Raw genomic sequence first — 24,493 nt, 5'->3', positions numbered from 1 at the left:
CTTTCTCGGTCACTTGCTTGACCGCTTCGATCTTGAATTCTTCGGGGTAACGCTGACGACTCATGGCACCTCCTATTTGGGCCTCATTATGAGGCTTGGAGGTGTCTACGAAACCAGGGGCGATTCATATAACCCAAATGATAGTAGTGATAGAGAGAAAATCATTAGAGAGTTCATCTTGACTCGTCTCGAGCATTTACCATATAGGCATCGTTTTTTGATGTTTAAAATCCTTGAGGATGCTTTAGCACAGTTGAATTTTGATTTTTCTACACAGTTTGAAAGCGATTACGAGACAAATACGTCTATGGCTTGGGATGAAACGGAGATAGACGATCATCGAGGTTTTTTTGAGAATATTTATAAGTTGGCTAGTGAGGAGTGGAAGAGTGATCTTCAAAAAGCTAGTCTCGAAGATCAATCTAGTTGGTGAGTTATAATGTCTGAGAGTATAACGCGGAATCAAAGGGGGCAGATTTAATTTTGCTGCTAGCTTCGAAGGTGTTGTTGTAGAACAACAAATAAATCCGTCCCCTTTTTGGTCCCCTTTTTGAAGTGAGGAAGATTATGTTTATTGATCCTGATACTCAGCAGCCATATATACCGACGCCTTCATATTTTTTGGGTTGTTTCGATATTTATGATCGTGAGCATACTCTTGGAGAGGAACTGGAAAAATTCGATCCGAATAACCCAACAGACAGAGAAGAGTTAATACTCAAGTATTGCTTGGTCAGAAATCGCACATATCGACACCGATTTTTACTTTATAAATGCTTAGAAGAGGCGCTTCAGGACAAAAGCTACGATTTCCAGTCGTTGCTGGAATATGACCCAGAGGCATATTCCTCATTCCCCTGTGGGTGGGATGAAATGGAAAATACAAGAGTTTTTTTTGAGGATATTTATCGATTGGCGACTATCGAATGGAAAGAAGACCTTCGAAAAGCCAGTCTTGAAGACCAATCTACTTGGTAGTCGGCGTTTCTGAAACGGTAGCGAAATTTCCGGGCAAGCTCATCGGAAGTTTCCTTCAACTCGTATCGGTTTCCATGAACTGGTTTGAAATGCATTCCCTCGATAGTCTCTGGTGGTCACTGAAAATTCAGTGGCAGGGTGTAGGAACCCTTCAAGACTAGAGAGGACGCTCCGGCGTCGACACCTGAATTGCGGCCGTCAACATGCGTCCGTAAGATCAGTTGCGGCGGCTGTGCGCGGGCACGCTTCGGTGTGGTCGAGTTCTCTGGTCTCGATATTCCTACCCCGCGTATAGCTGCCACCCAAGCCTGTAGGAAGGCCGATGGTAGCGACCGTTTACTACCAGAGGGTTCAATTATGAAAAATCTTCACCCCGACCCACCCTACGAAAAACCAATCCCCCACCCTGAAAACCGCTTCATGGCCCTCACCAGCAACTGCACCGACATGCCCACGCTATTCGTCGATACCCACGCGCCGCTCGATGTTTTATACGAAGCCGCCAACTACCGAATTCGTGCCGTCACTCAGGTGCTGGAAAACATGTCGATGCGCGGTTCGGTTGAGTGTGAGTCGTTCATTCTTAGTGATTTTGCGTTGCTGTGTGCCATTCCGTTGCGTGATGGGTGTGATGTGCTGGATGTGGTTGGGCGGCGGTTGAGGGCCCGGCCTTCGGAGTAGCGTCCAGTTGCTTCTGTGGCGATGGGTTCCCCTCGCCGCAGACGTTAGTTGGAGATAAACCGGTCTTGAGTCTTGATGAAGCGGTCAAATGCCACTGAGTTGTAAACTTCCAAACACCCATAAAACACCATTTTTTGGCTCAAGTGCTTGCTGTTTGAAGATGTCTGGTTGTAGGCCGTTAATATGTAGTCAGTTGTTTCTTTGTAGGGGTCGTGCAGTACCTGAAGCGTGTCTTCATTTTGAAGAATGGTGTGCATTCCTTTGCCCATGAAGGAGAAGGCGCCAGCGGTCAGGCCGATGTCTTTCTCTAATGCTGACTTTTCATTGAATGGCTTCAACATGCAGTGACTTAGACCATAGTTCTTTAACGATTGACGCGCTTCTTCGGTGTGTTGTTCGTTAGAAACGACGTAGCCTGAATACAGTAGGCATAAAAAAGAAATGGCTGGAATACGCATTGGTTTTTCGACTTCCTGTCGGACGTTGAGATCAGTGTAGCGCTAGGGCGTTGGTAAGTATCTTCCGTTGCCGACCGAGGATTCGGGGGGGCAGGAGTCACAGGATGGCAGGTTTTGGATCTGCTTCGCAGCCCGACGGGGGCAAGCCCCCTCACCACAGGGTTTGTGGGGCTGCAAGTGCCCGCTCGGCTGCGAGGCCCTGACGTTCGCCTCGGTACAAGGTAAACTTCCCGGCCTTCGCAGGAGCAATCATGAATTATCGTCACGCCTTCCATGCCGGCAATCACGCCGATGTGTTCAAACACCTGACTTTGACCCGCCTCATCGCCCTGATGTCGCGCAAGGAGCAGCCGTTTGCCTATCTCGACACTCACGCCGGCATTGGTCTGTATGACCTGCAGGGTGATCAGGCGAGCCGTACCGGTGAGTACCTGGAAGGTATTGCGCGTCTGTGGGATCAGCCGGACCTGCCGGCGCTGACCGCCGATTACATGAACGTGCTGCACGACATGAACCCGGATGGCCAGTTGCGCTATTACCCGGGGTCGCCGGAGCTGGCGCGGCGTCTGACGCGGCCGCAGGATCGGGTGATGCTCAACGAGAAGCACCCCGAAGACGGTTTGCTGCTCAAGGACAACATGGCCGGTGATCGTCGGGTGAAGGTGCATCTGGGCGAAGGTTGGCATGTGCCGCGCGCGATGTTGCCGGTGCAGGAAAAGCGGGCTGTGATGTTGATTGATCCGCCGTTTGAACAGCTCGATGAGATGCAGCGCTGTGCGGCGTCGCTGAAAGAAGCGGTTGGCCGGATGCGTCAGACCGTGGCGGCGATCTGGTACCCGGTGAAGGACCAGCGCCTGTTGCGTCGTTTCTATCAGGATCTGGCAGGCTCGGGCGCGCCGAAGTTGTTGCGCGTGGAGTTGCTGGTGCATCCGCTGGATACGCCGAACAGTCTGAACGGGTCCGGGTTGGCGATTGCGAATCCGCCGTGGGGGCTGGAAGAGGAATTGCGTGAGTTGCTGCCGTGGCTGTCCAAGAAATTGGGGCAGACCCAGGGTGGATGGCAGATGGATTGGTTGATTGCTGAATAGCAGCGACAGGTTTCAAGCGGCAAGCTGCAAGTAAAAGCGGTGCGCGCGGGGCTTTCGCTTGAAGCTTGAAACTTGCCGCTTGCAGCTATCTTTAGATCGGGCAGGTCACGCCTGTGCCGCCAATCCCGCAATAGCCTTCAGGGTTTTTCGCCAGGTACTGCTGGTGATACGCCTCGGCGAAGTAGACCGTCGGCGCTTCGGCGATTTCGGTAGTGATTTCGCCTTTCCCGGCCTTGGTCAATTCAGCCTGGAACACGTTCCTGCTGTGTTTGGCGGCTGCTAGTTGCTCCGGGTTGGTCGCATAGATCACCGAGCGGTACTGGGTGCCGATGTCGTTGCCCTGACGCATGCCCTGAGTCGGGTTATGCAGTTCCCAGAACATCTTCAGCAGCTCGTCGTAGCTGACTTTTTCCGGCTCGTAGACCACCAGCACCACTTCGCTGTGGCCGGTCAGGCCTGAGCAGACTTCTTCATAGGTCGGGTTCGGCGTGAAGCCGCCGGCGTAACCCACGACTGTGCTGACCACGCCTTCACGCTGCCAGAAACGACGTTCCGCGCCCCAGAAGCAACCCAGGCCGAAGATGGCAAAGTCGACGTTGGTGACGAACGGGCCCAGCAGCGGGGAGTCGTGGACGAAATGTTTTTCCGGCAGGTTCATCGGGGTTTCACGGCCGGGTAGAGCTTGTTCTTTGGTTGGAAGCACGTTTTTGTTCACCAGGATTTCCGAGCGCAAGACCATGATCAGTCCTCTCAGTCAGGTTGGGATGTAGGAATCAGACCGCCAGTGTGCCCAAACCCTCCCCGTTACGCACTACCCCTGTAGGAGTGGGGTCAGACGAGAGGGCCGCGCGGGTAGCGCTTGAGCTTTTCGATCAGCTCGGCGCCGGGGATCGGCCGGTCGAACAAGTAGCCCTGACCGACGTCGCAACGGTGGCGGCGCAAGAACGCCAGTTGCTCGGCGGTCTCGATGCCTTCCGCCACGACCTTGAGTTTCAGGTTGTGGGCCATGGCGATCACAGCGGAGGTGATTTCCATGTCGTCCTGGTTGTCCGGGATTTCGTGGATGAAGCTGCGATCGATCTTGATGATGTCGATCGGGAATTTTTTCAGGTAGCTGAGCGACGAGTAACCGGTGCCGAAATCGTCCATGGCCAGGGTCAGGCCCAGGCGCTTGAGCTGGTCGAGCTGCAAGTGGGTGTCTTCGGTGGCTTCCAGCAGCAGGCCTTCGGTCAGTTCCAGCTCCAGCAGGTTCGCCGGCAGCGCTTCTTCCTTAAGGATGTTGGCGATGGACGAGACCAGGTCCGGGTCGGAGAACTGCTTGGGCGACAGGTTGATCGCCACTTGAAGATTGCCCAGTCCAGCGGCGCTCAGTTCCTTGCTCATGCGACAGGCCTGGCGCGCGATCCATTTGCCGATCGGGATGATCAGGCCGGTTTCTTCAGCGACGCTGATGAACTGATCCGGGCGGATCATGCCTTTGTCCGGGTGGTTCCAGCGCAGCAGCGCTTCCATGCCCAGCAGGCGGCCGCTGCGCAGGCAGAGCTTGGGCTGGTAGAACACGTCCAGTTCGTTCTGAGTCAGGGCGCGGCGCAGGTTGTTCTCGACGAACAGCTTGTAACTGGCCTCGGCATTCAGTGCTTCAGTGAACACCTGGACCTGATGCTTGCCGTTGGCCTTGGCCTTGTGCAGCGCCAGGCCGGCGTTGCGCATCAGGGTTTGCGGGTCGCGACCGTGCAGCGGCGCACAGGCCAGGCCCACGGAGCCGGTGACGCTGATCAATTGGTTGTCGACGAACATCGGCTTGTCGAGGGTCATCAACAACTGATGGGCGACCTGTTGGCCGGTGCGCAGGTCGGTGTTGTCCAGCAACACGGCGAATTCGTTACTGGCGAAACGCGCCAGGCTGCCGCTCGGGCTCAGGCTGTTGCGCAGGCGTCGGGCCAGGCTGATCAGCAGTTTGTCGCCAGTCTGGTGACCGAGGCTGTCGTTGATCCGCTTGAAGTTGTCGATGTCCACCAGCAACAGGCTGATCGGTGTGTCGGTGTCGCGGGCGAAGCGTTCATCGAGGTTGCGGATGAATGCCGGGCGGTTGCCGAGGTTGGTCAGATTGTCGGTGTAGGCCAGGCGCTCGATGCGCTGCTGGGCGAGTTTGGTTTGGGTGATGTCTTCGTAAATGCCGATGTAATGCGTCAGCTCGCGGTTGTCGCCATAGACCTTGGAGATCGACAGCTGGCCCCAGTACGGTTCGAGGTTTTTACGTCGGCTCTTGAATTCACCCTGCCAACTGTTGCTCTTGGCCAGCGCCGAGGGCGCGTCGAACAGCAGTTCGCTGAGGTTCTCCAGCGCCGGCAGTTCCGACAGCCGCTGGCCGTGGACTTCTTCGGTGCTGTACTGGGTGATCGCGGTGAAGCTCGGGTTGACGTATTCCACCACGCCGTCGCAATTGACCAGCAAAAAGGCGTTGGCGCTTTGCTCGACCGCACGCTGGAACAGGTGCAGGGCGCTGGTGGCGGTGCGGCGGTTGTGGTTGTTGATGACCTGGGCGAACTGATCGGCCAGCTCGCCGGCGAAAGCGATTTCGTCCGACTGCCAGGCGCGGGTCGCCCCCGTCTGTTCCAGGCACAGCACGCCGACCACCTGGCCGTCGACGCGGATACTGGCGTCGAGCATCGCGTTCACATCGCGGGGGCGCAGGCTCTCGGCCATGTCCCGGGTGCGCGGATCACGCATGGCGTTGTGGGCATCGATGGCGCGGCTGCTGTGCAAGGCTTCGAGGTAATCGGGGAAGCCGCTGACGTCGATCGGTTCCGGCAGTTGGTATTCACTGCTGGCGCGGTGATAGGCCGATATCGGCACCAGCATCGAGCCTTCGAGGTTCCACAGGCTGGCACAGTCGATTTCGTAGATGTCGCAGGCGCTGCGGGTGATCAGTTCGGCGGCTTCTTGCAGGGAATTGTTGGTGCTGTAGCGCTGGCGGGTCAGCAACAGGATCAGGTCCTGCTGGGCGCGCACCCGGTCCAGATGCTGCAATTGTTCCTGCTGGGCGCGCTGGTTGAGCTCCAAGGCAATTTGCAGCCGCGAGTTCTGGGTTTCCAGATCCTGCGCGGGCTGAAGCTGAAAGCCCTCGAACAGGTCATCGACCACCAGCAGATAGCCGCGCAACAGGTGCCGATTGTGCTGTTTATAGGCTTCGCCCAGTTCCAGCAGGTTCAAGGCGCCTGAGGCGGTGTGCAAGGTGTAGCGGATCTGGTAGTTCGGACTGTCGGTGAGTTGCTGCTGGACCGCGTCATGCAGCTGATAGCGCGCTTCGGGCTCCATCAGGCTGGCGTAGGGGGAGTCGACCAGCGCACACAGGTCGACGGCCGGCAGGCCGAAATGGCGTTCGCAATTAGGATCGAGAAACAGCAGCGCCCAGCTAGGCTCATTCAGCCGTTCGAAACGCAGCATGCCGAGCCGCGAGGGCACAGGCAACTGCGTCACTACCTCGGCCACCATACGGCTGGCGGCATCGGGTTGGCTTTTCATTGAGGGAAACTCGCTTCGAATGTGCTGATCGCGCCGGGCTCTCGCCCTCTTAACTGTTGTCTGCGGCAAGGTTGCATCATTGCGGCCCCGACTGACAAGAGACATGAAGGCCAAGTGCTATAAGAATATGTCGGCCGGCGCGAAGTTTTCTTCAGCCCGGGCTCAAAACTAATGCAATTGGCCTTCATGACCTTAGTGCAGCGGGATGTTTACCGTTTGTAATCGTTTGCCGTCCCGGTCGTGGTAATTGACCTGAACCTGCTCGCCATCAACGATCAGATGGGCGAAGTTGTCCTCGCTGACGACTTGGCTGGTCAGTTCATGCCGATAGTCCCCCGCCGCCGTTTGCGCCAGCGGCTGATCCAGAATGAAGGTGGAGGCCTTGGCGTATGGCAGCAGTTTGCTGTTGCACAGCGGCGAAGAGACAACGGTGTGCACCTCGAAGTCCGGGTTTGCGCTGTGGGTCAGGCGACTGGTCAAGGAGCCGTGGACATCGCCCGACACGAAGATGACGTTCTTGATGCGGTGCGTGCGAATCGTCTCCAGCAACCGCAGGCGTTGTTCTGGAAAGGCCTTCCAGGCGTCATCGCCATGGCGTTTGCGGTCGGGGTAGAACATCACGCTAGTGACCACGAATTTGACCCGGGCCGGGCTGTGGATCAGCCATTTGAGCAGTGTTTGTTCCTGTTCTTCATCAAGGATACGGCGATCATCGGCGGACAGGTTGCGGCGAGTACGGCTGTCGGTGACAAACCATTCAATATCACCGTCGGTGAACTGATACCAATAACGTTCTAGTTTTCTGTTTATCTGTCCGTTGGTCAGAAGTTCATGTGCCGGACTGTGGCTGGCTTGATAGAGCTCATAAGCCGCGATGGCGTTTTTATATAAGTAAGCATCGCCCTTGCTTTTGTTGGCAGGCCAGTTGTCTTCTATTTCATGGTCGTCGAGGATCATGTAGGTCGGCAAATTGGACATTAATCTGGATATGTTCGGTTGGGAAAAAGCTGCACGATACTTATTGAGTATTTCCTTGTATTCCCGGTCGGGAGCAACGAGGTTCAGGTCATCGACATAGATTTGGTCGCCGGTCATCAGCATCGCGCTGACAGGCGGGTCAACCTGCTGCGTCAAATCGGCAATCGAGGCAAAAATCCGGTCACCCCGTTTCGGCGCCGACGCAATGCCTGCCGTCATGCGTAGATAGCGGCAAGAGCCGACCACGTAAGCTCGTGGCGTGGTGGTCTTGCTGGAGCGAGTGCGGAACCGGTAAATCTCCCGTGGCCATTGCAGTGGCAGTTCCTGGACCGTTTCCACGGTATGCACCGGGCTCATCGGGCTGAACCAGCCGGCCTGATATTCGTACTCGGTGTCGCTGGCCAGCTCATTGAGCGCAATCACATCGGCCATGTCGCGCAAGCGCGTCAACTTAACAAATTCGCCTCGGGACCAATGGGCTTCGCCTTGGCGCCGATAACGAACCCCTGCAAATGCCAATGCATTATCTTGAAGTTCTCCACGCAGAAAAATGCGCGCGTGATTAGTTGTAGTGTGGCCCATAATCGGGCCGACAGTCGGTTTTAACATGTTCGATTCCATTCGAAGTAATTGCTAGCGAAGCAGGAAGTAGCTGATGTGGTTTTATTAAGTTTCAGTGCAACTAAGACTAGTTGCTGCTTCGAAGAAAATATCGGGAGGAAGTGGACTTGAGTTGTGGGCAATGTAAGCCGCTGCTGTAGGAAGAAGCTTTATTCAGGGCAAAAAAAGCCCCGCCAAATTGGCGGGGTTGAGGTACGAGCGTGGCGCTCGGAAAACGTGGAACGCGAGCGGCCCTCCGGTGAAGGAGGGCCGCTCGGTGTTACAGCAGGATGGTGCGGATGTCCGCCAGCAGGCTGCTCAGACGCTGGGTGAAGCGTGCAGCAGCGGCGCCGTTGATCACGCGGTGATCGTAGGACAGCGACAGTGGCAGCATCAGTTTCGGCTGGAAGGCTTTGCCGTCCCAGACTGGCTGGATGGTTGCCTTGGAAACACCGAGGATCGCCACTTCCGGCGCGTTGACGATCGGCGTGAAGCCGGTGCCGCCAATGTGGCCGAGGCTGGAAATGGTGAAGCAGGCGCCTTGCATGTCGTCAGCGGTGAGCTTTTTGTCGCGGGCTTTGGCGGCCAGCGCAGCGGCTTCGGCTGCCAGTTGCAACAGGCTCTTCTGGTCGACGTTCTTGATGACCGGTACCAGCAGGCCTTCAGGGGTGTCGACGGCGAAGCCGATGTTCACGTACTTCTTGCGGATGATCGCTTTGCCGCTGGGTGCCAGCGAACTGTTGAAGTCCGGCAGTTCCTTGAGCAAATGCGCGCAGGACTTGAGCAGCAGCGGCAGGATGGTCAGCTTGACACCGGCCTTCTCTGCAACGGCTTTCTGAGCGATACGGAACGCTTCCAGTTCGGTGATATCAGCCGAATCGAACTGAGTCACGTGCGGAATGTTCAGCCAGCTGCGATGCAGGCTCGACGCGCCGATTTGCATCAGGCGAGTCATCGGCACTTCTTCGGTTTCACCGAAGCGGCTGAAGTCCACGACCGGAATTGGCGGGATGCCTGCGCCGCCGGTTGCGCCGGCAGCAGCGGCCGGTGCTTCCTTGGCCTTCTGCATCATCGCTTTGACGTAAACCTGCACGTCTTCTTTGAGGATGCGACCGTGCGGGCCACTGGCGCCGACGGCGTTCAGCTCGACGCCGAACTCGCGAGCCAGTTGACGCACGGCCGGGCCGGCGTGAACTTTGGCGCCAGGCTTGGCTGGAGCAGCAACCGGGGCGGCAGCCGGTGCGGCGGCGGCAGGTGCAGCAGCGGCTGGCGCCGGAGCACTCGGTGCAGCAGCGGCGGCCGGAGCCGGGGCAGCAGCAGGCGCAGCGCCTTTGACTTTCAGCTTGAGGATCAGGTCGCCGGTACCGACTTCGTCATCCAGCTTGATGGAAACGCTTTCCACCACGCCAGCGGCAGGCGATGGGATTTCCATGCTCGCCTTGTCGGATTCCAGGGTGATCAGCGACTGGTCGGCTTCAACGGTGTCGCCGGCCTTGACCAGGACTTCGATGATCTTGGCCTTGCCCGCCGAACCGATGTCCGGGACGTGAATGTCCTGAACGCTGTCCGCAACCGGTGCAGCCGGGGCCGCAGCGGCAGGTGCCGGAGCAGCGGCGGCAGGTGCAGCAGCCTGAGCTGGAGCAGCAGCAGGGGCCGCAGCACCTGCCACTTCCAGATCCAGAATCAGGTCGCCGGTGCCGACTTCGTCGTTGAGCTTGACGCTGATGGCCTTGATCACGCCAGCGGCGGGCGATGGGATTTCCATGCTCGCCTTGTCGGATTCCAGGGTGATCAAGGATTGATCAGCCTCGACGGTGTCGCCGACCTTGACCTGGATCTCGATGATCTGGGCCTTGCCCGCCGAACCGATGTCCGGCACGTGCACTTTCTGAATCGAAGCGGTAGCCGGCGCAGCAGCTGGCGCGGCGGCGGCAGCAGGAGCAGCAGCCGGTTTCGCTTCAGCTTTTGCAGCCGGCGCAGCGGCAGCCGCAGGGGCCGCAGCAGCGGCACCTTCGACTTCCAGCTCGAGCAGTTCGTCGCCTTCTTTCAGGCGATCGCCCAGCTTCACTTTAATGCTTTTGACGATGCCGGCTTTAGGCGCAGGAATTTCCATGCTCGCCTTGTCCGATTCCAGCGTCAGGATGCTCTGGTCGGCTTCGACACGGTCGCCGACCTTCACAAACAGTTCAATTACTTCACCTTCACCGCTGCCGATGTCAGGTACGCGAATGAGTTCGCTCACAGAATCTCTCCTCAGCAGTCCAGTGGGTTGAGTTTTTCCGGGTTGATACCGAACTTGGTGATGGCTTCAGCCACAACCTTAGGTTCGATGTCACCACGGTCAGCCAATGCTTCCAGGGCTGCCAACACCACGAAATGACGGTCGACTTCGAAGAAATGACGCAGTTTCTTGCGGCTGTCGCTGCGGCCGAAACCGTCGGTGCCCAGGACTTTGAATTCCTTGGACGGGACCCACTGACGAATTTGCTCAGCGAACAACTTCATGTAGTCGGTAGAGGCGATGACCGGACCTTTACGGCCGTTCAGGCACTCTTCGACGTAGCTCAGCTTAGGCTTCTGGCCCGGGTGCAGGCGGTTGCTGCGCTCGACGGCCAGGCCATCGCGACGCAGTTCGTTGAAGCTGGTAACGCTCCATACGTCAGCGCCGACGTTGAACTCTTCACGCAGAATCTTCGCCGCTTCACGGACTTCACGCAGGATGGTGCCGGAGCCCATCAGCTGAACGTGGTGTGCCGCTTCGCGGGTGTCTTCTTCGAGCAGGTACATGCCCTTGATGATGCCTTCCTCGACACCGGCCGGCATGGCTGGCTGCTGGTAGGACTCGTTCATCACGGTGATGTAGTAGAAAACGTCCTGCTGCTCTTCGGTCATCTTCTTCATGCCGTCCTGGATGATCACCGCCAGCTCATAGCCGTAGGTTGGATCAAAGGTGCGGCAGTTCGGGATGGTGCCGGCCAGGATGTGGCTGTGACCATCTTCGTGTTGCAGGCCTTCGCCGTTCAGTGTGGTCCGGCCGGCGGTGCCGCCGATCAGGAAGCCACGGGTACGGCTGTCGCCAGCGGCCCAGGCGAGGTCGCCGATACGCTGGAAGCCGAACATCGAGTAGAAGATGTAGAACGGCAGCATTGGCTGGTTGTGGCTGGAGTACGAAGTACCGGCAGCGATGAAGGAGCTCATGGCGCCTGCTTCGTTGATGCCTTCTTCGAGGATCTGGCCCTTCTTGTCTTCCTTGTAGAACATCACCTGGTCTTTATCGACTGGCTCGTAGAGCTGGCCGACGGAGGAGTAGATGCCCAACTGACGGAACATGCCTTCCATACCGAAGGTACGGGCTTCGTCCGGGATGATCGGAACGATGCGCGAGCCGATTTCCTTGTCCTTGACCAGTTGCGCGAGGATCCGCACGAACGCCATGGTGGTGGAAATCTCACGGTCGCCCGAGCCATCAAGGATTGCCTTGAGGGTATCGAGTGGCGGCGTTGGCACGCTGAAGCTCTGCGCGCGGCGCTGTGGTACGAAACCGCCCAGTGCAGTGCGGCGCTCGCTCAGGTAGCGGGCTTCGGCGCTGTTTGGCTCTGGCTTGAAGAACGGCAGGTTTTCCAGCTCTTCGTCCTTGACCGGGATGTCGAAACGATCGCGGAACAGCTTCAGGCTTTCAACATCAACCTTCTTGGTGTTGTGCGCGGTGTTCTTCGCTTCGCCGGCACCGGTGCCATAACCCTTGATGGTCTTGGCCAGGATGACAGTCGGTTGTTCTTTGTGGTTGACCGCTTCGTGGTACGCCGCATAGACCTTGTACGGGTCGTGGCCGCCACGGTTGAGTTTCCAGATCTCGTCGTCGGACAGATCAGCAACCATCGCCTTGAGTTCTGGCGAGTTGAAGAAGTGTTCACGCACGAACGCGCCGTCTTTGGCTTTGTAGTTCTGGTACTCGCCGTCGATGACTTCGTCCATGCGACGTTGCAGGATACCGTCGACGTCCTTGGCCAGCAGTGGGTCCCAGAAACGGCCCCAGATGACTTTGGTCACGTTCCACTGAGCACCGCGGAAAACGCCTTCGAGTTCCTGGATGATCTTGCCGTTGCCGCGAACCGGGCCGTCGAGGCGCTGCAGGTTGCAGTTAATGACGAAGATCAGGTTGTCGAGCTTCTCGCGGCCAGCCAGCGAGATCGCGCCCAGGGATTCCGGCTCGTCACACTCGCCGTCGCCCAGGAAGCACCAGACCTTCTGCTTGCCTTCCGGGATGAAGCCACGGGCTTCCAGGTACTTCATGAAACGTGCCTGGTAGATCGCCTGGATCGGGCCCAGCCCCATGGATACGGTCGGGAACTGCCAGAAGTCAGGCATCAGCCAAGGGTGCGGGTAGGACGACAAACCGTGACCGTCGACTTCCTGGCGGAAGTTGTTCATCTGGTCTTCGGTGATGCGGCCTTCCATGAATGCACGGGCGTAAACGCCTGGCGAGGTGTGGCCCTGGAAGTAGATCAGGTCGCCGCCGTGTTCGTCGGTCGGGGCCTGGAAGAAATAGTTGAAGCCGATGTCATACAGGGTGGCGCTGGAGGCGAAGCTGGAGATGTGACCGCCCAGGTCAGAATCTTTCAGGTTCGTACGCATCACCATGGCCATCGCGTTCCAGCGTACCAACGAGCGAATGCGGCGTTCCATGAACAGGTCGCCAGGCATGCGTGCTTCGTGGGTAACGGGAATGGTGTTGCGGTATGGCGTGGTGATGGCGTAAGGCAGTTGCGAACCGCTGCGGGTCGCCAATTCGCCCATACGGGTCATCAGATAGTGAGCGCGGTCTTCGCCTTCTTTGTCGAGAACCGATTCCAGGGCGTCCAGCCATTCCTGGGTTTCGACGGGATCGAGGTCTTGCATGGCTTGCTCCAGGGCGGAAAGGCTTCCAGAATCGGTTGCCTGAGTTTGCGACTGGCCTTGTGGGCAGACGATATAAATTCTTGGATTGCCGAGAGGTTGTTCCGGCGGCGTGTAGTTTTACTACAAATCTTCGGGCATTTCAGCCTTTCGAATGTATATACGAGTAGTAAAACTACAGATGAATGGCTTGTGGCCTCCGGCTGCGTTGTGAGAATAATCGTTAAGGTTGGTCTTTTACCAACCACAAAAGGTGAAAGCTTGATGTTCACTGCCAAAAATAAAGAATTTTCAGCTATTTCTAACTTTTGTTCGACAGTCCTCCACGTAGTGCAATATGAAAATTCACTACATGCAACCCGTTCTACGCCGATCAAGGATAGACCATGAGCCTTCCCGCGCTTGCCGAACTGCCCGCCATTCTCCAGCCGTTTGTCACCCGTGCCGAGCAGTCGTTCCGTGCCGCCGTTGCGGCACTTGAAGATGACCATGCTCTGTCGACCTGGACACCTGAACGCTGGGCGCAATTCGCCCGTGTCGCGGCGGCCAGCGACTTTGTGATTGAACAGAGTGTGCGTGACCCTTTGATGTTGCTGGCTCTGGTGCAGTCCGGCGAACTGGACCGCAGCTTCGCGCCCGGCGAGCTGTGCGCGCAGATTGCGGCGGCGGTGAATGCAGCGCAAACCGAAGACGAGCTCGGCCGCGTCCTGCGTCGCCAGCGCACCCGTCATCAAGTGCGAATCATCTGGCGCGACCTGACCCGTCAGGCCGATCTGGTCCAGACCTGCCGCGACCTCTCGGACATGGCCGATGCGAGCATCGATCAAGCCTATCAGTGGTTATATTCGCGTCATTGCCAGCAATTCGGCGTGCCGACTGGCCGCCGCAGTGGCGAGCCGCAGCAGATGGTCATCCTCGGCATGGGCAAGCTCGGCGCCGTGGAGCTCAATCTGTCGTCGGACATCGACCTGATCTTCGCCTACCCCGAGGGCGGCGAAACCGTCGGGGTGAAACGCTCGCTGGATAACCAGGAATTCTTCATCCGTCTTGGCCAGCGCCTGATCAAGGCGCTGGACCCGATGACCGTCGACGGCTTCGTGTTCCGCGTCGACATGCGCTTGCGGCCATACGGTTCGGCCGGTGCATTGGTCTTGAGCTTCAATGCGCTGGAGCAGTATTACCAGGATCAGGGCCGCGACTGGGAACGCTACGCGATGATCAAATCGCGGGTGGTGGCCGGCGATCAAGTGGCCGGCGCGCAATTGCAGGAGATGCTGCGCCCGTTCGTTTACCGGCGTTACCTGGATTTCTCGGCCATCGAAGCGCTGCGCACCATGAAGCAGCTGATCCAGCAGGAAGTGCGGCGCAAGGGCATGGCCGACAACATCAAGCTCGGTTCCGGCGGCATCCGTGAAGTCGAATTTATTGCCCAGGCGTTTCAGCTGATCCACGGCGGCCGCGACCTGAGCCTGCAACAACGCCCTCTATTAAAAGTACTGAGCACGCTGGAAGGTCAGGGTTATCTGCCACCGGCGGTGATCAGCGAGTTGCGCGAAGGCTACGAATTCCTGCGTTACACCGAGCACGCGATCCAGGCGATTGCCGACCGCCAGACCCAGATGCTGCCTGACGGCGCGCAGGATCAGGCGCGTATTGCCTTTATGTTGGGCTTCGCCGACTGGGACGCTTTCCACGAGCAACTGATGTATTGGCGTGGTCGTGTGGCCTGGCACTTCGCTCAGGTGATTGCCGATCCCGATGAAGAGGAGGGCACTGAAAGCGAAGTGGTGGTCGGCGGCGAATGGCTGCCGCTGTGGGAAGAGGCTCAGGACGAAGAGGCGGCCTGCCGTCAGTTGGAGGAGGGCGGTTTCAAGGACGCCACCAAAGCCCTGAAAGCCTTGGCCGGTTTGCGCAGCAGCCCGCAATTGCGAGCGATGCAGCGCTTGGGCCGAGAACGCCTTGATGCCTTTATTCCCCGTTTGCTGGCTCAGGCCGTTGAACATGCCAATCCGGATCTGGTGCTGGAGCGCGTGCTGCCGCTGGTGGAAGCCGTGGCTCGTCGCTCCGCGTATCTGGTGTTGCTGACCGAAAACCCCGGTGCGCTGCGCCGCTTGCTGACCTTGTGCGCTGCGAGCCCGTGGATCGCTGAACAGATCACCCGTTTCCCGCTGCTGCTCGACGAATTGCTCAACGAGGGCCGGCTATTCAAGCCGCCGCTGGCGCCGGAACTGGCCGCCGAGTTGCGCGAGCGCCTGACGCGGATTCCCGAGGACGACCTCGAACAGCAAATGGAAGCCCTGCGCCATTTCAAACTGGCGCATCGCTTGCGCGTCGCCGCCTCGGAAATTGCCGGCAGCCTGCCGTTGATGAAAGTCAGCGATTACCTGACCTGGCTCGCTGAAGCGATCCTGGAACAAGTGCTGGCCCTGGCCTGGCGCCAGACTGTGGCCAAGTACGGCACGCCGCTGCGCACCGACGGCACGTTGTGCGATCCCGGCTTCATCATTGTCGGTTATGGGAAAGTCGGCGGACTGGAATTGGGGCATGGTTCGGACCTTGACCTGGTGTTTATCCACGACGGCGATCCGCAAGCAGAAACCGACGGGCCTAAACCGATTGATGGCGCGCAATTTTTTACTCGGTTGGGGCAGCGGATCATTCACTTGCTGACGGCGCAGACCAACTCCGGCCAGCTGTATGAAGTGGACATGCGCCTGCGACCGTCCGGTGCATCGGGGTTGTTGGTCAGTTCGCTGGGGGCGTTTGCCCGCTATCAGGAAAATGAAGCCTGGACCTGGGAGCATCAGGCGTTGGTGCGAGCGCGGGTACTAGTGGGCAGTCAGGATGTCGGCCAGGCGTTCGAGAAAGTGCGCGCGGCGATATTGGGCAAGGCGCGGGACCTGTCGACCTTGCGTCAGGAGGTCAGCGAGATGCGCGCCAAGATGCGCGACAACCTTGGCAGCAAGAGCACCGCGGCCGGCACCGGGGCAAATGCCTTCGAGGCCACGGCGCCGTTCGATCTCAAGCAGGACGCCGGAGGTATCGTCGATATTGAATTTATGGTGCAATACGCGGCCCTGGCGTGGTCCGAAACACACCCGCCATTGCTGCGCTGGACCGACAACATCCGCATTCTGGAAGAGCTGGAGCACGAAGGGCTGATGCCCGTCGAAGACGCCAACTTGTTGCGCGAGGCCTATAAAGCCTACCGCTCCGCCGCTCACCGGCAGGCCTTGCAGAAGGACGCCGGGGTGATACCAGGCGATCAGTTTGTCGATGAACGCCGGCAGGTAGTGCGGATCTGGCGCGAGCTGGGGTTAAGCTGAAACAGGATAGTTGTAACGCTGGATACCCCATGTGGGAGCGGGCTTGCTCGCGAGAGGGCCGTCACATACAACATTTATGCTGACTGTCACTGCGCAATCGCGGGCAAGCCCGCTCCCACAGTGATCTGCGGTGAATTGCAGAAGCAGGACAGAGCGCAAAACCCTGTGGGAGTGGGCTTGCCCGCGATTGCGGAGTCTCAGGCGACGTTGATGTTGGATGTAACGCCCCTCTCGTGTGCAGGCTTGCTCCCACAGTAGATCTGCAGTGTTTTGTAGAATTCTCGAGGCGGGGAGGCGTAGGCCTCCCCGGTTCGTTTTTGGAAGCCACATGAAAATTCTGATCGTTGGGCCCAGTTGGGTCGGTGACATGGTGATGGCGCAGACACTGTTTCAGTGCCTCAAGCAACGCCACCCGCAATGCGAAATCGACGTCCTGGCCCCCGAGTGGAGCCGGCCGATCCTGGAGCGCATGCCCGAAGTCCGGCAGGCCTTGAGCTTTCCGCTCGGCCACGGTGCCTTGGAGCTGGCGACCCGTCGGCGCATCGGAAAATCCCTGGCCGGCCAGTACGACCAGGCGATTTTGCTGCCCAATTCGCTGAAGTCGGCGCTGGTGCCGTTCTTCGCCGGCATCCCCAAACGCACTGGCTGGCGTGGCGAGTTCCGCTACGGCCTGCTCAATGACGTGCGCACGCTGGATAAAGAACGTTATCCGTTGATGATCGAGCGCTTCATGGCCCTGGCGTTTGAGCCCGGCGCCGAACTGCCGACCCCTTATCCTCGCCCGAGCTTGCAGATCGACCCGGTCACCCGCGAAGCGACGCTGGCCAAATTCGACCTGACCCTCGACCGTCCGGTGCTGGTCCTGTGCCCCGGCGCCGAGTTCGGCGAGGCCAAGCGCTGGCCATCCGAGCATTACGCCAAGGTCGCCGAAGCGAAGATTCGCGAAGGCTGGCAAGTCTGGCTGTTCGGTTCGAAAAACGATCACGCGGTGGGCGAAGACATCCGTGCGCGGCTGATTCCCGGCCTGCGTGAAGAGTCGGTCAACCTCAGCGGTGGCACCTCGCTGGCGGAAGCCATCGACCTGATGTCCTGCGCTGACGCGGTGGTGTCCAACGACTCCGGCCTGATGCACGTCGCCGCCGCGTTGAACCGCCCGCTGGTGGCCGTCTATGGCTCGACATCGCCGGGCTTTACCCCGCCGCTGGCCGAGCATGTCGAAGTGGTACGCCTGGGCATCGAATGCAGTCCGTGCTTCGATCGCACGTGCCGTTTCGGTCATTACAACTGCTTGCGCCAGCTGATGCCGCAAGCCGTGAACGAAGCCTTGCAGCGGTTGCAGGGCACTGTGGTCGAGGTCAAATAGTTTGCGGGTTCTGCTGATCAAGACTTCTTCGCTGGGCGACGTGATTCACGCGTTGCCGGCGCTGACCGATGCGGCGCGGGCGATCCCCGGCATCACGTTCGACTGGGTGGTGGAAGAAGGCTTCGCCGAGATTCCGACCTGGCACCCGGCCGTGGGCAAGGTGATCCCGGTGGCGATCCGTCGCTGGCGCAAGAACCTCTGGCAAACCATCAAGAGTGGCGAGTGGAAGCGCTTCAAACAAAGCATTCGTGCCGAAAAATATGATCTGGTGATCGACGCCCAAGGCCTGCTGAAGAGCGCCTGGCTGACACGCTACGTCAAGGCGCCGGTCGCCGGGCTGGACAAGGATTCGGCGCGCGAGCCGGTGGCTGCACGCTTCTACTCCCGCCGCCTGGCGGTGGGCCGTGGACAGCACGCGGTGGAGCGGGTGCGTCAATTGTTCGCCCTGGCGTTGGGCTACGACTTGCCCAAAGGCCTGGGCGATTACGGCCTGAACGTCGAACGCCTGGTCGAACTGCCACGCAAGAATCCGTATGTGCTGTTCCTGCATGGCACCACGTGGGACACCAAACACTGGCCGGAAGCCTACTGGCGTGAGCTGGCCGAACGCGTTGGTTATCTGGGCGTCGGCGTGAAACTGCCGTGGGGCAACCCGATCGAGAAAGCCCGGGCCGAGCGCATCGCCGCCGGGTTCCGCCATGTCGAAGTGCTGCCCAAACTGAACCTGGCCGGTGTCGGCAAAGTGCTGGCCAGCGCGCAGGCCTGTGTCGCCGTGGACACCGGCCTTGGTCATCTGGCCGCCGCGCTCGACGTCCCGACCCTGTCGCTGTTCGGCCCGACCAACCCGGGCCTGACCGGCGCCTACGGTAAAGCGCAGATTCACATCGCCAGCGACTTCCCCTGCGCACCGTGCCTGCAAAAGAAATGCACGTATCAACCGACGGAACAGGATGCCCGTCAGTTCAACCTGAAACGCGAGTGGCCGCTGTGCTTCACGCGTCTGAATCCCGAGCGTGTCGCGACCCGACTGAGCACGTTGTTACTGGCTGAGGAGCTGCGCTGATGCAATTGGCATTCGTCTTGTACAAGTATTTTCCGTTCGGAGGGCTGCAGCGTGACTTCATGCGCATCGCCCTTGAATGTCAGCAGCGTGGCCATCAGATCCGTGTCTACACGCTGATCTGGGAGGGCGACGTTCCGCCGGGTTTCGAAGTGCTGGTGGCACCGGTCAAGGCGCTGTTCAATCATCGCCGTAACGAAAAACTCAGTGAGTGGATGGAAGCGGACCTGGCCAAACGCCCCGTGGACCGCTTGATCGGTTTCAACAAGATGCCGGGCCTGGACGTTTACTACGCCGCCGACGGCTGCTTCGAAGACAAGGCGCAGAACCTGCGGCACTCGTTGTACCGGCGTTGGGGCCGTTACCGACACTTTGCCGAGTATGAGCGCGCGGTGTTCGCCAAGGACGCCAAGACCGAAGTGCTGATGATTTCCGAAGTGCAGCAGCCGCTGTTCATCAAGCATTACGACACGCCGCTGGAGCGTTTTCACCTGCTGCCACCGGGAATTTCCCAGGACCGTCGCGCGCCGCCCAATGCGGCCGAAATTCGTGCCGGTTTCCGTGCCGAGTTCAACCTGAAAGACGATGAACTGCTGCTGGTGCAAATCGGCTCGGGGTTCAAGACCAAGGGCGTGGATCGTAGCCTCAAGGCGCTGGCCGCATTGCCCGCCGATCTGAAGAAGCGCACCCGGCTGTTTGTAATTGGCCAGGATGACCCCAAATTATTCCAGATGCAGAGCGCTGCTTTGGGGCTGGGCGACAACGTGACGTTCCTCAAGGGGCGCAGCGATATCCCGCGTTTCCTGCTCGGTGCCGACCTGTTGATCCACCCGGCGTACAACGAAAACACCGGGACCGTGTTGCTCGAAGCCCTGGTGGCCGGGTTGCCGGTATTGGTGAGCGCAGTGTGTGGTTACGCCCATTACATCGCCGAGGCCGACGCCGGGCTGGTGCTGGACGAACCCTTCGAGCAGGCCCAACTGACGCAGTACCTGAGGGGCATGTTGAACGACGCTCAAGCACGGGCGGCCTGGAGCCGCAACGGTCTGGCCTTTGCCGAGACGGCCGACCTCTACAGCATGCCGCAACACGCGGCCGATGTGATTCTGGCGGAGCACGCTTAATGAAGTTGATGCTGGCTGAACCGTTCAAGAGCCTTTGGGCCGGACGCGATGCGTTCACCGAAGTCGAAGGCCTCGAGGGCGAGGTTTACCGTGAGCTGGAAGCGCGCCGGACGTTGCGCACTGAAGTGAACGGCAACGGTTTTTTCGTGAAGATCCACCGTGGCATTGGCTGGGGCGAGATCTTCAAGAACCTGTTGACGGCCAAGCTGCCGGTCCTCGGCGCGGGTCAGGAATGGAAAGCCATTCAGCGCCTGCAAGAAGTCGGCGTGCCGACCATGACCGCCGTGGCTTACGGCGAGAAGGGCAGCAACCCGGCAGATCAACACTCGTTCATCGTTACCGAAGAACTGGCGCCGACCGTCAGCCTCGAAGACTTCAGCATCGACTGGATCAAGCATCCGCCTGCGCCTGCGCTCAAGCGTGCGCTGATCGCCGAAGTCGCGCGCATGACCGGCATGATGCACCGCGCCGGGGTCAACCATCGCGACTGCTACATCTGCCACTTCCTGCTGCACACCGATAAACCGGTGACGGCTGACGATTTCAAACTCTCGGTGATCGACCTGCACCGTGCCCAGACCCGCCCGGCGATCACCCAGCGCTGGCGCAACAAGGATCTGGCGGCACTGTACTTTTCGGCCCTGGACATTGGCCTGACCCGGCGTGACAAATTGCGTTTCCTCAAGGGCTACTTCCAACAGCCGCTGCGCCAGATTCTGGCCGAGGAAGCGTCATTGCTCGCCTGGCTTGAGGGCAAGGCCAATAAACTCTATGACCGTAAACAGCGATATGGGGATGCGCTCTGATGGCGGGTTGGAAACTGGAGCCCGCTTACAGCGATCTGGCAGAAGATTTTGGCAGCCTTGAAGCGGTGTTCGCGCTGCAAGGTGAGCGGCTGACTCGCGACCTGTTGTCCGAGGTCATTCGCGTCAATCGCAACGGTATTAATTACTACGTCAAACGCTACGTCGGCGCCGGCAAAGGCCTGCGCCGTTACCTGGGCAAACCCCGGGTGAAAGCCGAATGGCAGAACCTCAAGCGCTTCGCCAAGTGGGGCATTCCTACCGCCGAAGTGGTGGCCTGGGGCCTGGAGCGACGCGGCGCGGCATACGACCGCGGGGCGATGATCACCCGCGAGTTGCCCAACACCGAAGACTTGTCGGCCCTCGCTGATCGGCGTGATCCCAAGTTGGCGGACCGCGCCTGGGTCGATGCGATCAGTCGGCAGCTGGCCGGTTACACCCGGACCATGCACGACAATCGCTTTACCCATAACGATTTGAAGTGGCGCAACCTGCTGGTCGATGATCAAGCCCGCCTGTTCCTGATCGATTGCCCCAATGGCGATTTCTGGCACGGCTTCTGGCTTAAGTACCGCATCACCAAAGACCTGGCCTGCCTCGACAAGGTGGCCAAATACCACCTGTCGGCGACCCAGCGCCTGCGCTTTTATCTGCAATACCGCCAGCGTGACCGGCTGAATGCCGCCGACAAGAAACGCATCCGGCACGTGGTGAGATTTTTCGAGGGACGCGAATGACTGATTTCCTGGCCGCTGAAGACCGTGCGCTGCTTGAGCGCCATGGCCTCGGCACGTTCGATGCGCTTTGGGCCAAACAGCTCGAGGCTGTGGACGAGCCCAATACCGCGGGTGGTGGCTGGAGCAGTGTGTTTCGGCTGGATCTGGAGGGGCGTGGTTTTTACCTCAAGCGCCAGAGCAACTACCTGACGCGTACCTTCCACGCGCCTTTCGGCGAGCCGAGCTTCGCCCGCGAATTTCGCAACATCAGCCGCTATGAAAAACTCGGTATTCCGGCGCTGAAGGCGGTGTTTTTTGGTGAGCGTAAAATCAACGGTGAAGTCCGCGCGGTGCTGCTGACTCGCGCGCTGGACGGCTGGGATGACCTGGATTCGCTGTTGCAGCGTTGGTCGGACCTGAGCGAGGCGCAACATTCGGCCATCCTCAAAGCCTGTGGCGAACTGGCGCGGCGCCTGCACGGCGTGCGTCAGGTTCATGGTTGTTTCTACCCCAAACATATTTTTCTTCAGGCGAGCGGCGACGGCTATCTGGCTCAGTTGATCGACCTGGAAAAGACCCGGCCGCTGTTGTTCGGTCAACGTGACCGGGTCAAGGATCTGGAACCGTTGCTGCGTCGCGCGCCGGAGTGGACCGACGCGCAGTTGCGCGAATTGCTGGCGGTCTATGTCGATCAGCCTCGGGACAGTGCGTTGGTGGACAGTTGGGTGTCACGTCTGACTGCGCGGCGCAGTCGTAAGGAGACCCGCTGATGCGTTTGTCCGAACTGAAGAACGCCGGCCGCACCCCGAGCCTGCCCATGAGCATTCCTCTGGCCGATGCCGCAGGCCCCGCCGATTTGCAATTGTTGAGCTTGCTGCGGGTCTTGCCGGGGCAGCGTTATGTGGGTGCCGGTGTCTGGCGTGGCCGTCCGGTGCTGGCCAAATTATTGGTCGGCAGCAAAGCGGCGCGGCATTTTCAGCGTGAACTGGCCGGCGTGCGTTTGCTGGCCGATCAAGGCCTGACCACACCGCAACTGCTGGCGGATGGGCTAAAGGAAGGCGAGGGTGGCTGGCTGCTGTTCGATTTCCTCGAAGGCGCCGAGAGCCTGGGGGAGACCTGGAAAATAGTCGAACACTTGCCCGTGTTGGCGGACATGCAAGGGGCCGTGATTGCCGAGGCATTGGGCGCAATCGGCCAAATGCATCGCAAGGGACTCTGGCAGGAAGACCTGCACTTGGACAACCTGCTGCGTCAGCGCGGCCGCTTGTATTTGATCGATGGCGGCGGTGTCTGTGCTGAAACGCCGGGCCAACCGCTGTCGCGCAACAAAGTCCTGGAAAACCTCGGCGTATTTTTTGCGCAGTTGCCCAAGACGCTGGAGCCGTTCATCGAAGAACTGCTGGTGTATTACTTGTTGAGCAACGGCGAGCACGCCTTGCCCATGGAGGCCTTGCAGAAGCAGATCGATAAGGTTCGCGCCTGGCGTTTGAAAGACTTTCTGATCAAGGTCGGCCGCGATTGCACGCTGTTCAGCGTCCAGCGCGGGGCGTTCGGGCTGCGGGCGATTCGTCGCGAGGAAGAGGCCGCGATGCTGCCGGTGCTGGGGCAGGCCGATGCCCTGCTCGATCAAGGCCATTTGTACAAGACCGGCGGCGCGGCGAGTGTAGGAAAAGTCGATATTGATGGTCGGACGCTGGTGATCAAGCGCTACAACATCAAAGGCTTTGCCCATTGGCTCAAACGCTTCTGGCGTCCGAGCCGTGCGTGGCATTCGTGGCGTGAAGGCAATCGCCTGGCATTCCTCGGCATTGCCACGCCCAAGCCGTTGGCGCTGCTGGAGACGCGGTTTCTCTGGTTGCGCAGTCGGGCCTATCTGGTGACTGAGTATTTGCCGGGTCCGGACATCATCGAGCGTTTTGCGCCCTACGTTGAAAACGGCCATGCGCCGGAGGCGGAGTTGCTGGCGCTGGATCATTTGTTCGCCGAACTGATCGGCGCGCGCATCAGCCATGGTGACTTCAAGGGCCACAACCTGTTCTGGCAGGAAGATCGCTGGGCGCTGATTGACCTGGATTCGATGTGTCAGCATGGCTCGGTGGGCAGCTTTGCCCCGGCCTATGCGCGGGATCGGGCACGGTTCATGCGCAATTGGCCTGAGAGCAGCGCGCTGTATCAGGTCATTGATCAGCGTCTTCCCAAGGATATCTCCGGCGCCGCCTGAATCGGACCTTCGGTCCTATCGGGAGCAGGCTCGCTCCCACAGTGGTTTTGTGCACGACGCAGATCCAGTGTAGGAGTGAGCCTGCTCCGGGCGGCGTTCCGACGACGGCCAGACCCGCCGCCTGAGATCTAGAGGACGAGTTCTGATGAATTGTCCTACGTGATCTACAGACCCCATGAACTGTGCCCTGAATAGCCGCGATGCTAATTTGCCTGACGTTCACGGAGGGCAAATCTTGACCATAAAAATGGCTGTTATGTTGGCTGCTTTCTCGCTCGCACTGACCGGCTGCGGGACCACGATGACGGTGTTGCAAGCTGATGAGGACGCAGCCCGCAGTCTCAGGAAACAAAAAACCTACTGTCAATCCATTCCCCGCATTTATAGCGGCCTGGCCTATGACTTTTGTGTGTTGAATGCCCCGCCGAATCCCACCGGCTTCCTCGTGCCGTTCGTGCTGCTGGACCTGGGCCTGTCGGGTGTCTTCGATACCGTGTCCTTGCCGTATACGATCTACCGCCAGGCTACAGATGGCAATCTCAGCATTTACTGGCGCCCGGGCCGAGGATAAGCGGGGCCTCATGCTTTCCTCCCTTGTAGGACAATAAGCGCTGGGTCATTCCCGCCATGTTTACGCTATAATCCCGCCCTTTAGCTGTCTCTCGCCGCTTGCGAG

Annotated in this window: 19 protein-coding genes; 13 read left to right on the top strand and 6 right to left on the bottom strand. The window is 59.2% G+C overall.

Annotation, left to right across the window (positions count from 1 at the left end; all coding sequences use genetic code 11):
• The 3 genes from H8F22_RS28650 to H8F22_RS28640 form a co-directional block, all read left to right on the top strand.
• On the top strand, nt 1-433 hold a 433-nt coding region (locus tag H8F22_RS28650; protein WP_324188475.1), incomplete at its 5' end, for a hypothetical protein.
• Between the two features lie 134 nt (nt 434-567).
• A complete protein-coding gene (locus tag H8F22_RS28645) occupies nt 568-978 on the top strand; it encodes a hypothetical protein (RefSeq protein WP_194940985.1) in 411 nt (136 codons plus the stop codon).
• Between the two features lie 357 nt (nt 979-1,335).
• A complete protein-coding gene (locus H8F22_RS28640) occupies nt 1,336-1,659 on the top strand; it encodes a hypothetical protein (RefSeq protein WP_194940984.1) in 324 nt (107 codons plus the stop codon).
• Nucleotides 1,660-1,703: 44 nt separating this feature from the next.
• Here the strand turns inward: H8F22_RS28640 and H8F22_RS28635 are convergent, their stop codons facing one another.
• Nucleotides 1,704-2,117 (bottom strand): hypothetical protein, encoded by a 414-nt coding sequence (locus H8F22_RS28635; RefSeq protein WP_194940983.1) that lies wholly within the window; start codon nt 2,115-2,117, stop codon nt 1,704-1,706.
• Nucleotides 2,118-2,368: 251 nt separating this feature from the next.
• Between H8F22_RS28635 and H8F22_RS28630 the strand changes: the two genes are divergently transcribed.
• Nucleotides 2,369-3,205 carry a 23S rRNA (adenine(2030)-N(6))-methyltransferase RlmJ gene (locus H8F22_RS28630; RefSeq protein ID WP_194940982.1) on the top strand — a complete coding sequence of 279 codons (837 nt, stop codon included), beginning with the start codon at nt 2,369-2,371 and terminating at the stop codon, nt 3,203-3,205.
• Between the two features lie 91 nt (nt 3,206-3,296).
• Here H8F22_RS28630 and msrA read toward each other — a convergent pair whose 3' ends face one another.
• From msrA to aceE, 5 genes are all read right to left on the bottom strand, one after another.
• Nucleotides 3,297-3,944, bottom strand: a complete 648-nt coding sequence (msrA, locus tag H8F22_RS28625) for a peptide-methionine (S)-S-oxide reductase MsrA (RefSeq protein ID WP_027922047.1) — start codon at nt 3,942-3,944, stop codon at nt 3,297-3,299.
• Nucleotides 3,945-4,036: 92 nt separating this feature from the next.
• Nucleotides 4,037-6,730: a putative bifunctional diguanylate cyclase/phosphodiesterase gene (locus H8F22_RS28620; RefSeq protein WP_027922046.1), complete on the bottom strand. Its 2,694-nt coding sequence runs from the start codon at nt 6,728-6,730 to the stop codon at nt 4,037-4,039.
• A 192-nt stretch (nt 6,731-6,922) separates the two neighbouring features.
• On the bottom strand, nt 6,923-8,317 hold the full coding sequence (locus H8F22_RS28615) for an alkaline phosphatase D family protein (protein ID WP_194940981.1): 1,395 nt from the start codon (nt 8,315-8,317) through the stop codon (nt 6,923-6,925).
• Nucleotides 8,318-8,588: 271 nt separating this feature from the next.
• Nucleotides 8,589-10,550 (bottom strand): dihydrolipoyllysine-residue acetyltransferase, encoded by a 1,962-nt coding sequence (gene aceF / locus H8F22_RS28610; protein ID WP_059181750.1) that lies wholly within the window; start codon nt 10,548-10,550, stop codon nt 8,589-8,591.
• Nucleotides 10,551-10,561: 11 nt separating this feature from the next.
• A complete protein-coding gene (gene aceE, locus H8F22_RS28605) occupies nt 10,562-13,207 on the bottom strand; it encodes a pyruvate dehydrogenase (acetyl-transferring), homodimeric type (protein WP_027922043.1) in 2,646 nt (881 codons plus the stop codon).
• Nucleotides 13,208-13,590: 383 nt separating this feature from the next.
• Between aceE and glnE the strand changes: the two genes are divergently transcribed.
• From glnE to H8F22_RS28560, 9 genes are all read left to right on the top strand, one after another.
• Complete coding sequence (glnE, locus tag H8F22_RS28600) at nt 13,591-16,530, top strand: bifunctional [glutamate--ammonia ligase]-adenylyl-L-tyrosine phosphorylase/[glutamate--ammonia-ligase] adenylyltransferase (RefSeq protein ID WP_194940980.1); 2,940 nt, start codon at nt 13,591-13,593, stop codon at nt 16,528-16,530.
• A gap of 328 nt (nt 16,531-16,858) precedes the next feature.
• A complete protein-coding gene (gene waaF / locus H8F22_RS28595) occupies nt 16,859-17,893 on the top strand; it encodes a lipopolysaccharide heptosyltransferase II (protein ID WP_194940979.1) in 1,035 nt (344 codons plus the stop codon).
• A 1-nt stretch (nt 17,894) separates the two neighbouring features.
• Entirely contained in the window at nt 17,895-18,956 is a 1,062-nt protein-coding gene (gene waaC, locus H8F22_RS28590; RefSeq protein WP_027922040.1) for a lipopolysaccharide heptosyltransferase I, read from the top strand.
• On the top strand, nt 18,956-20,077 hold the full coding sequence (locus H8F22_RS28585) for a glycosyltransferase family 4 protein (protein ID WP_059181747.1): 1,122 nt from the start codon (nt 18,956-18,958) through the stop codon (nt 20,075-20,077). Before waaC ends, H8F22_RS28585 begins: the two co-directional genes overlap by 1 nt.
• Nucleotides 20,077-20,883 carry a lipopolysaccharide core heptose(I) kinase RfaP gene (gene rfaP / locus H8F22_RS28580; RefSeq protein ID WP_027922038.1) on the top strand — a complete coding sequence of 269 codons (807 nt, stop codon included), beginning with the start codon at nt 20,077-20,079 and terminating at the stop codon, nt 20,881-20,883. The genes H8F22_RS28585 and rfaP overlap by 1 nt, the downstream gene beginning before the upstream one ends.
• Nucleotides 20,883-21,617 carry a lipopolysaccharide kinase InaA family protein gene (locus H8F22_RS28575; protein ID WP_027922037.1) on the top strand — a complete coding sequence of 245 codons (735 nt, stop codon included), beginning with the start codon at nt 20,883-20,885 and terminating at the stop codon, nt 21,615-21,617. The genes rfaP and H8F22_RS28575 overlap by 1 nt, the downstream gene beginning before the upstream one ends.
• Nucleotides 21,614-22,366, top strand: coding sequence for a lipopolysaccharide kinase InaA family protein (locus H8F22_RS28570; RefSeq protein WP_027922036.1), 753 nt, complete (start codon nt 21,614-21,616; stop codon nt 22,364-22,366). Before H8F22_RS28575 ends, H8F22_RS28570 begins: the two co-directional genes overlap by 4 nt.
• Nucleotides 22,366-23,817 (top strand): lipopolysaccharide kinase InaA family protein, encoded by a 1,452-nt coding sequence (locus H8F22_RS28565; RefSeq protein WP_194940978.1) that lies wholly within the window; start codon nt 22,366-22,368, stop codon nt 23,815-23,817. Before H8F22_RS28570 ends, H8F22_RS28565 begins: the two co-directional genes overlap by 1 nt.
• Nucleotides 23,818-24,052: 235 nt before the next feature.
• Nucleotides 24,053-24,388 carry a YceK/YidQ family lipoprotein gene (locus H8F22_RS28560; protein ID WP_194940977.1) on the top strand — a complete coding sequence of 112 codons (336 nt, stop codon included), beginning with the start codon at nt 24,053-24,055 and terminating at the stop codon, nt 24,386-24,388.
• Nucleotides 24,389-24,493: the final 105 nt, after the last annotated feature.

Origin of the sequence: Pseudomonas mucoides (assembly GCF_015461845.1) — a bacterium.
GTDB classification, from domain to species: domain Bacteria; phylum Pseudomonadota; class Gammaproteobacteria; order Pseudomonadales; family Pseudomonadaceae; genus Aquipseudomonas; species Aquipseudomonas mucoides.
Note: the sequence above shows the minus strand (reverse complement) of the source record. Positions and strands in the feature narration are given on the sequence as shown.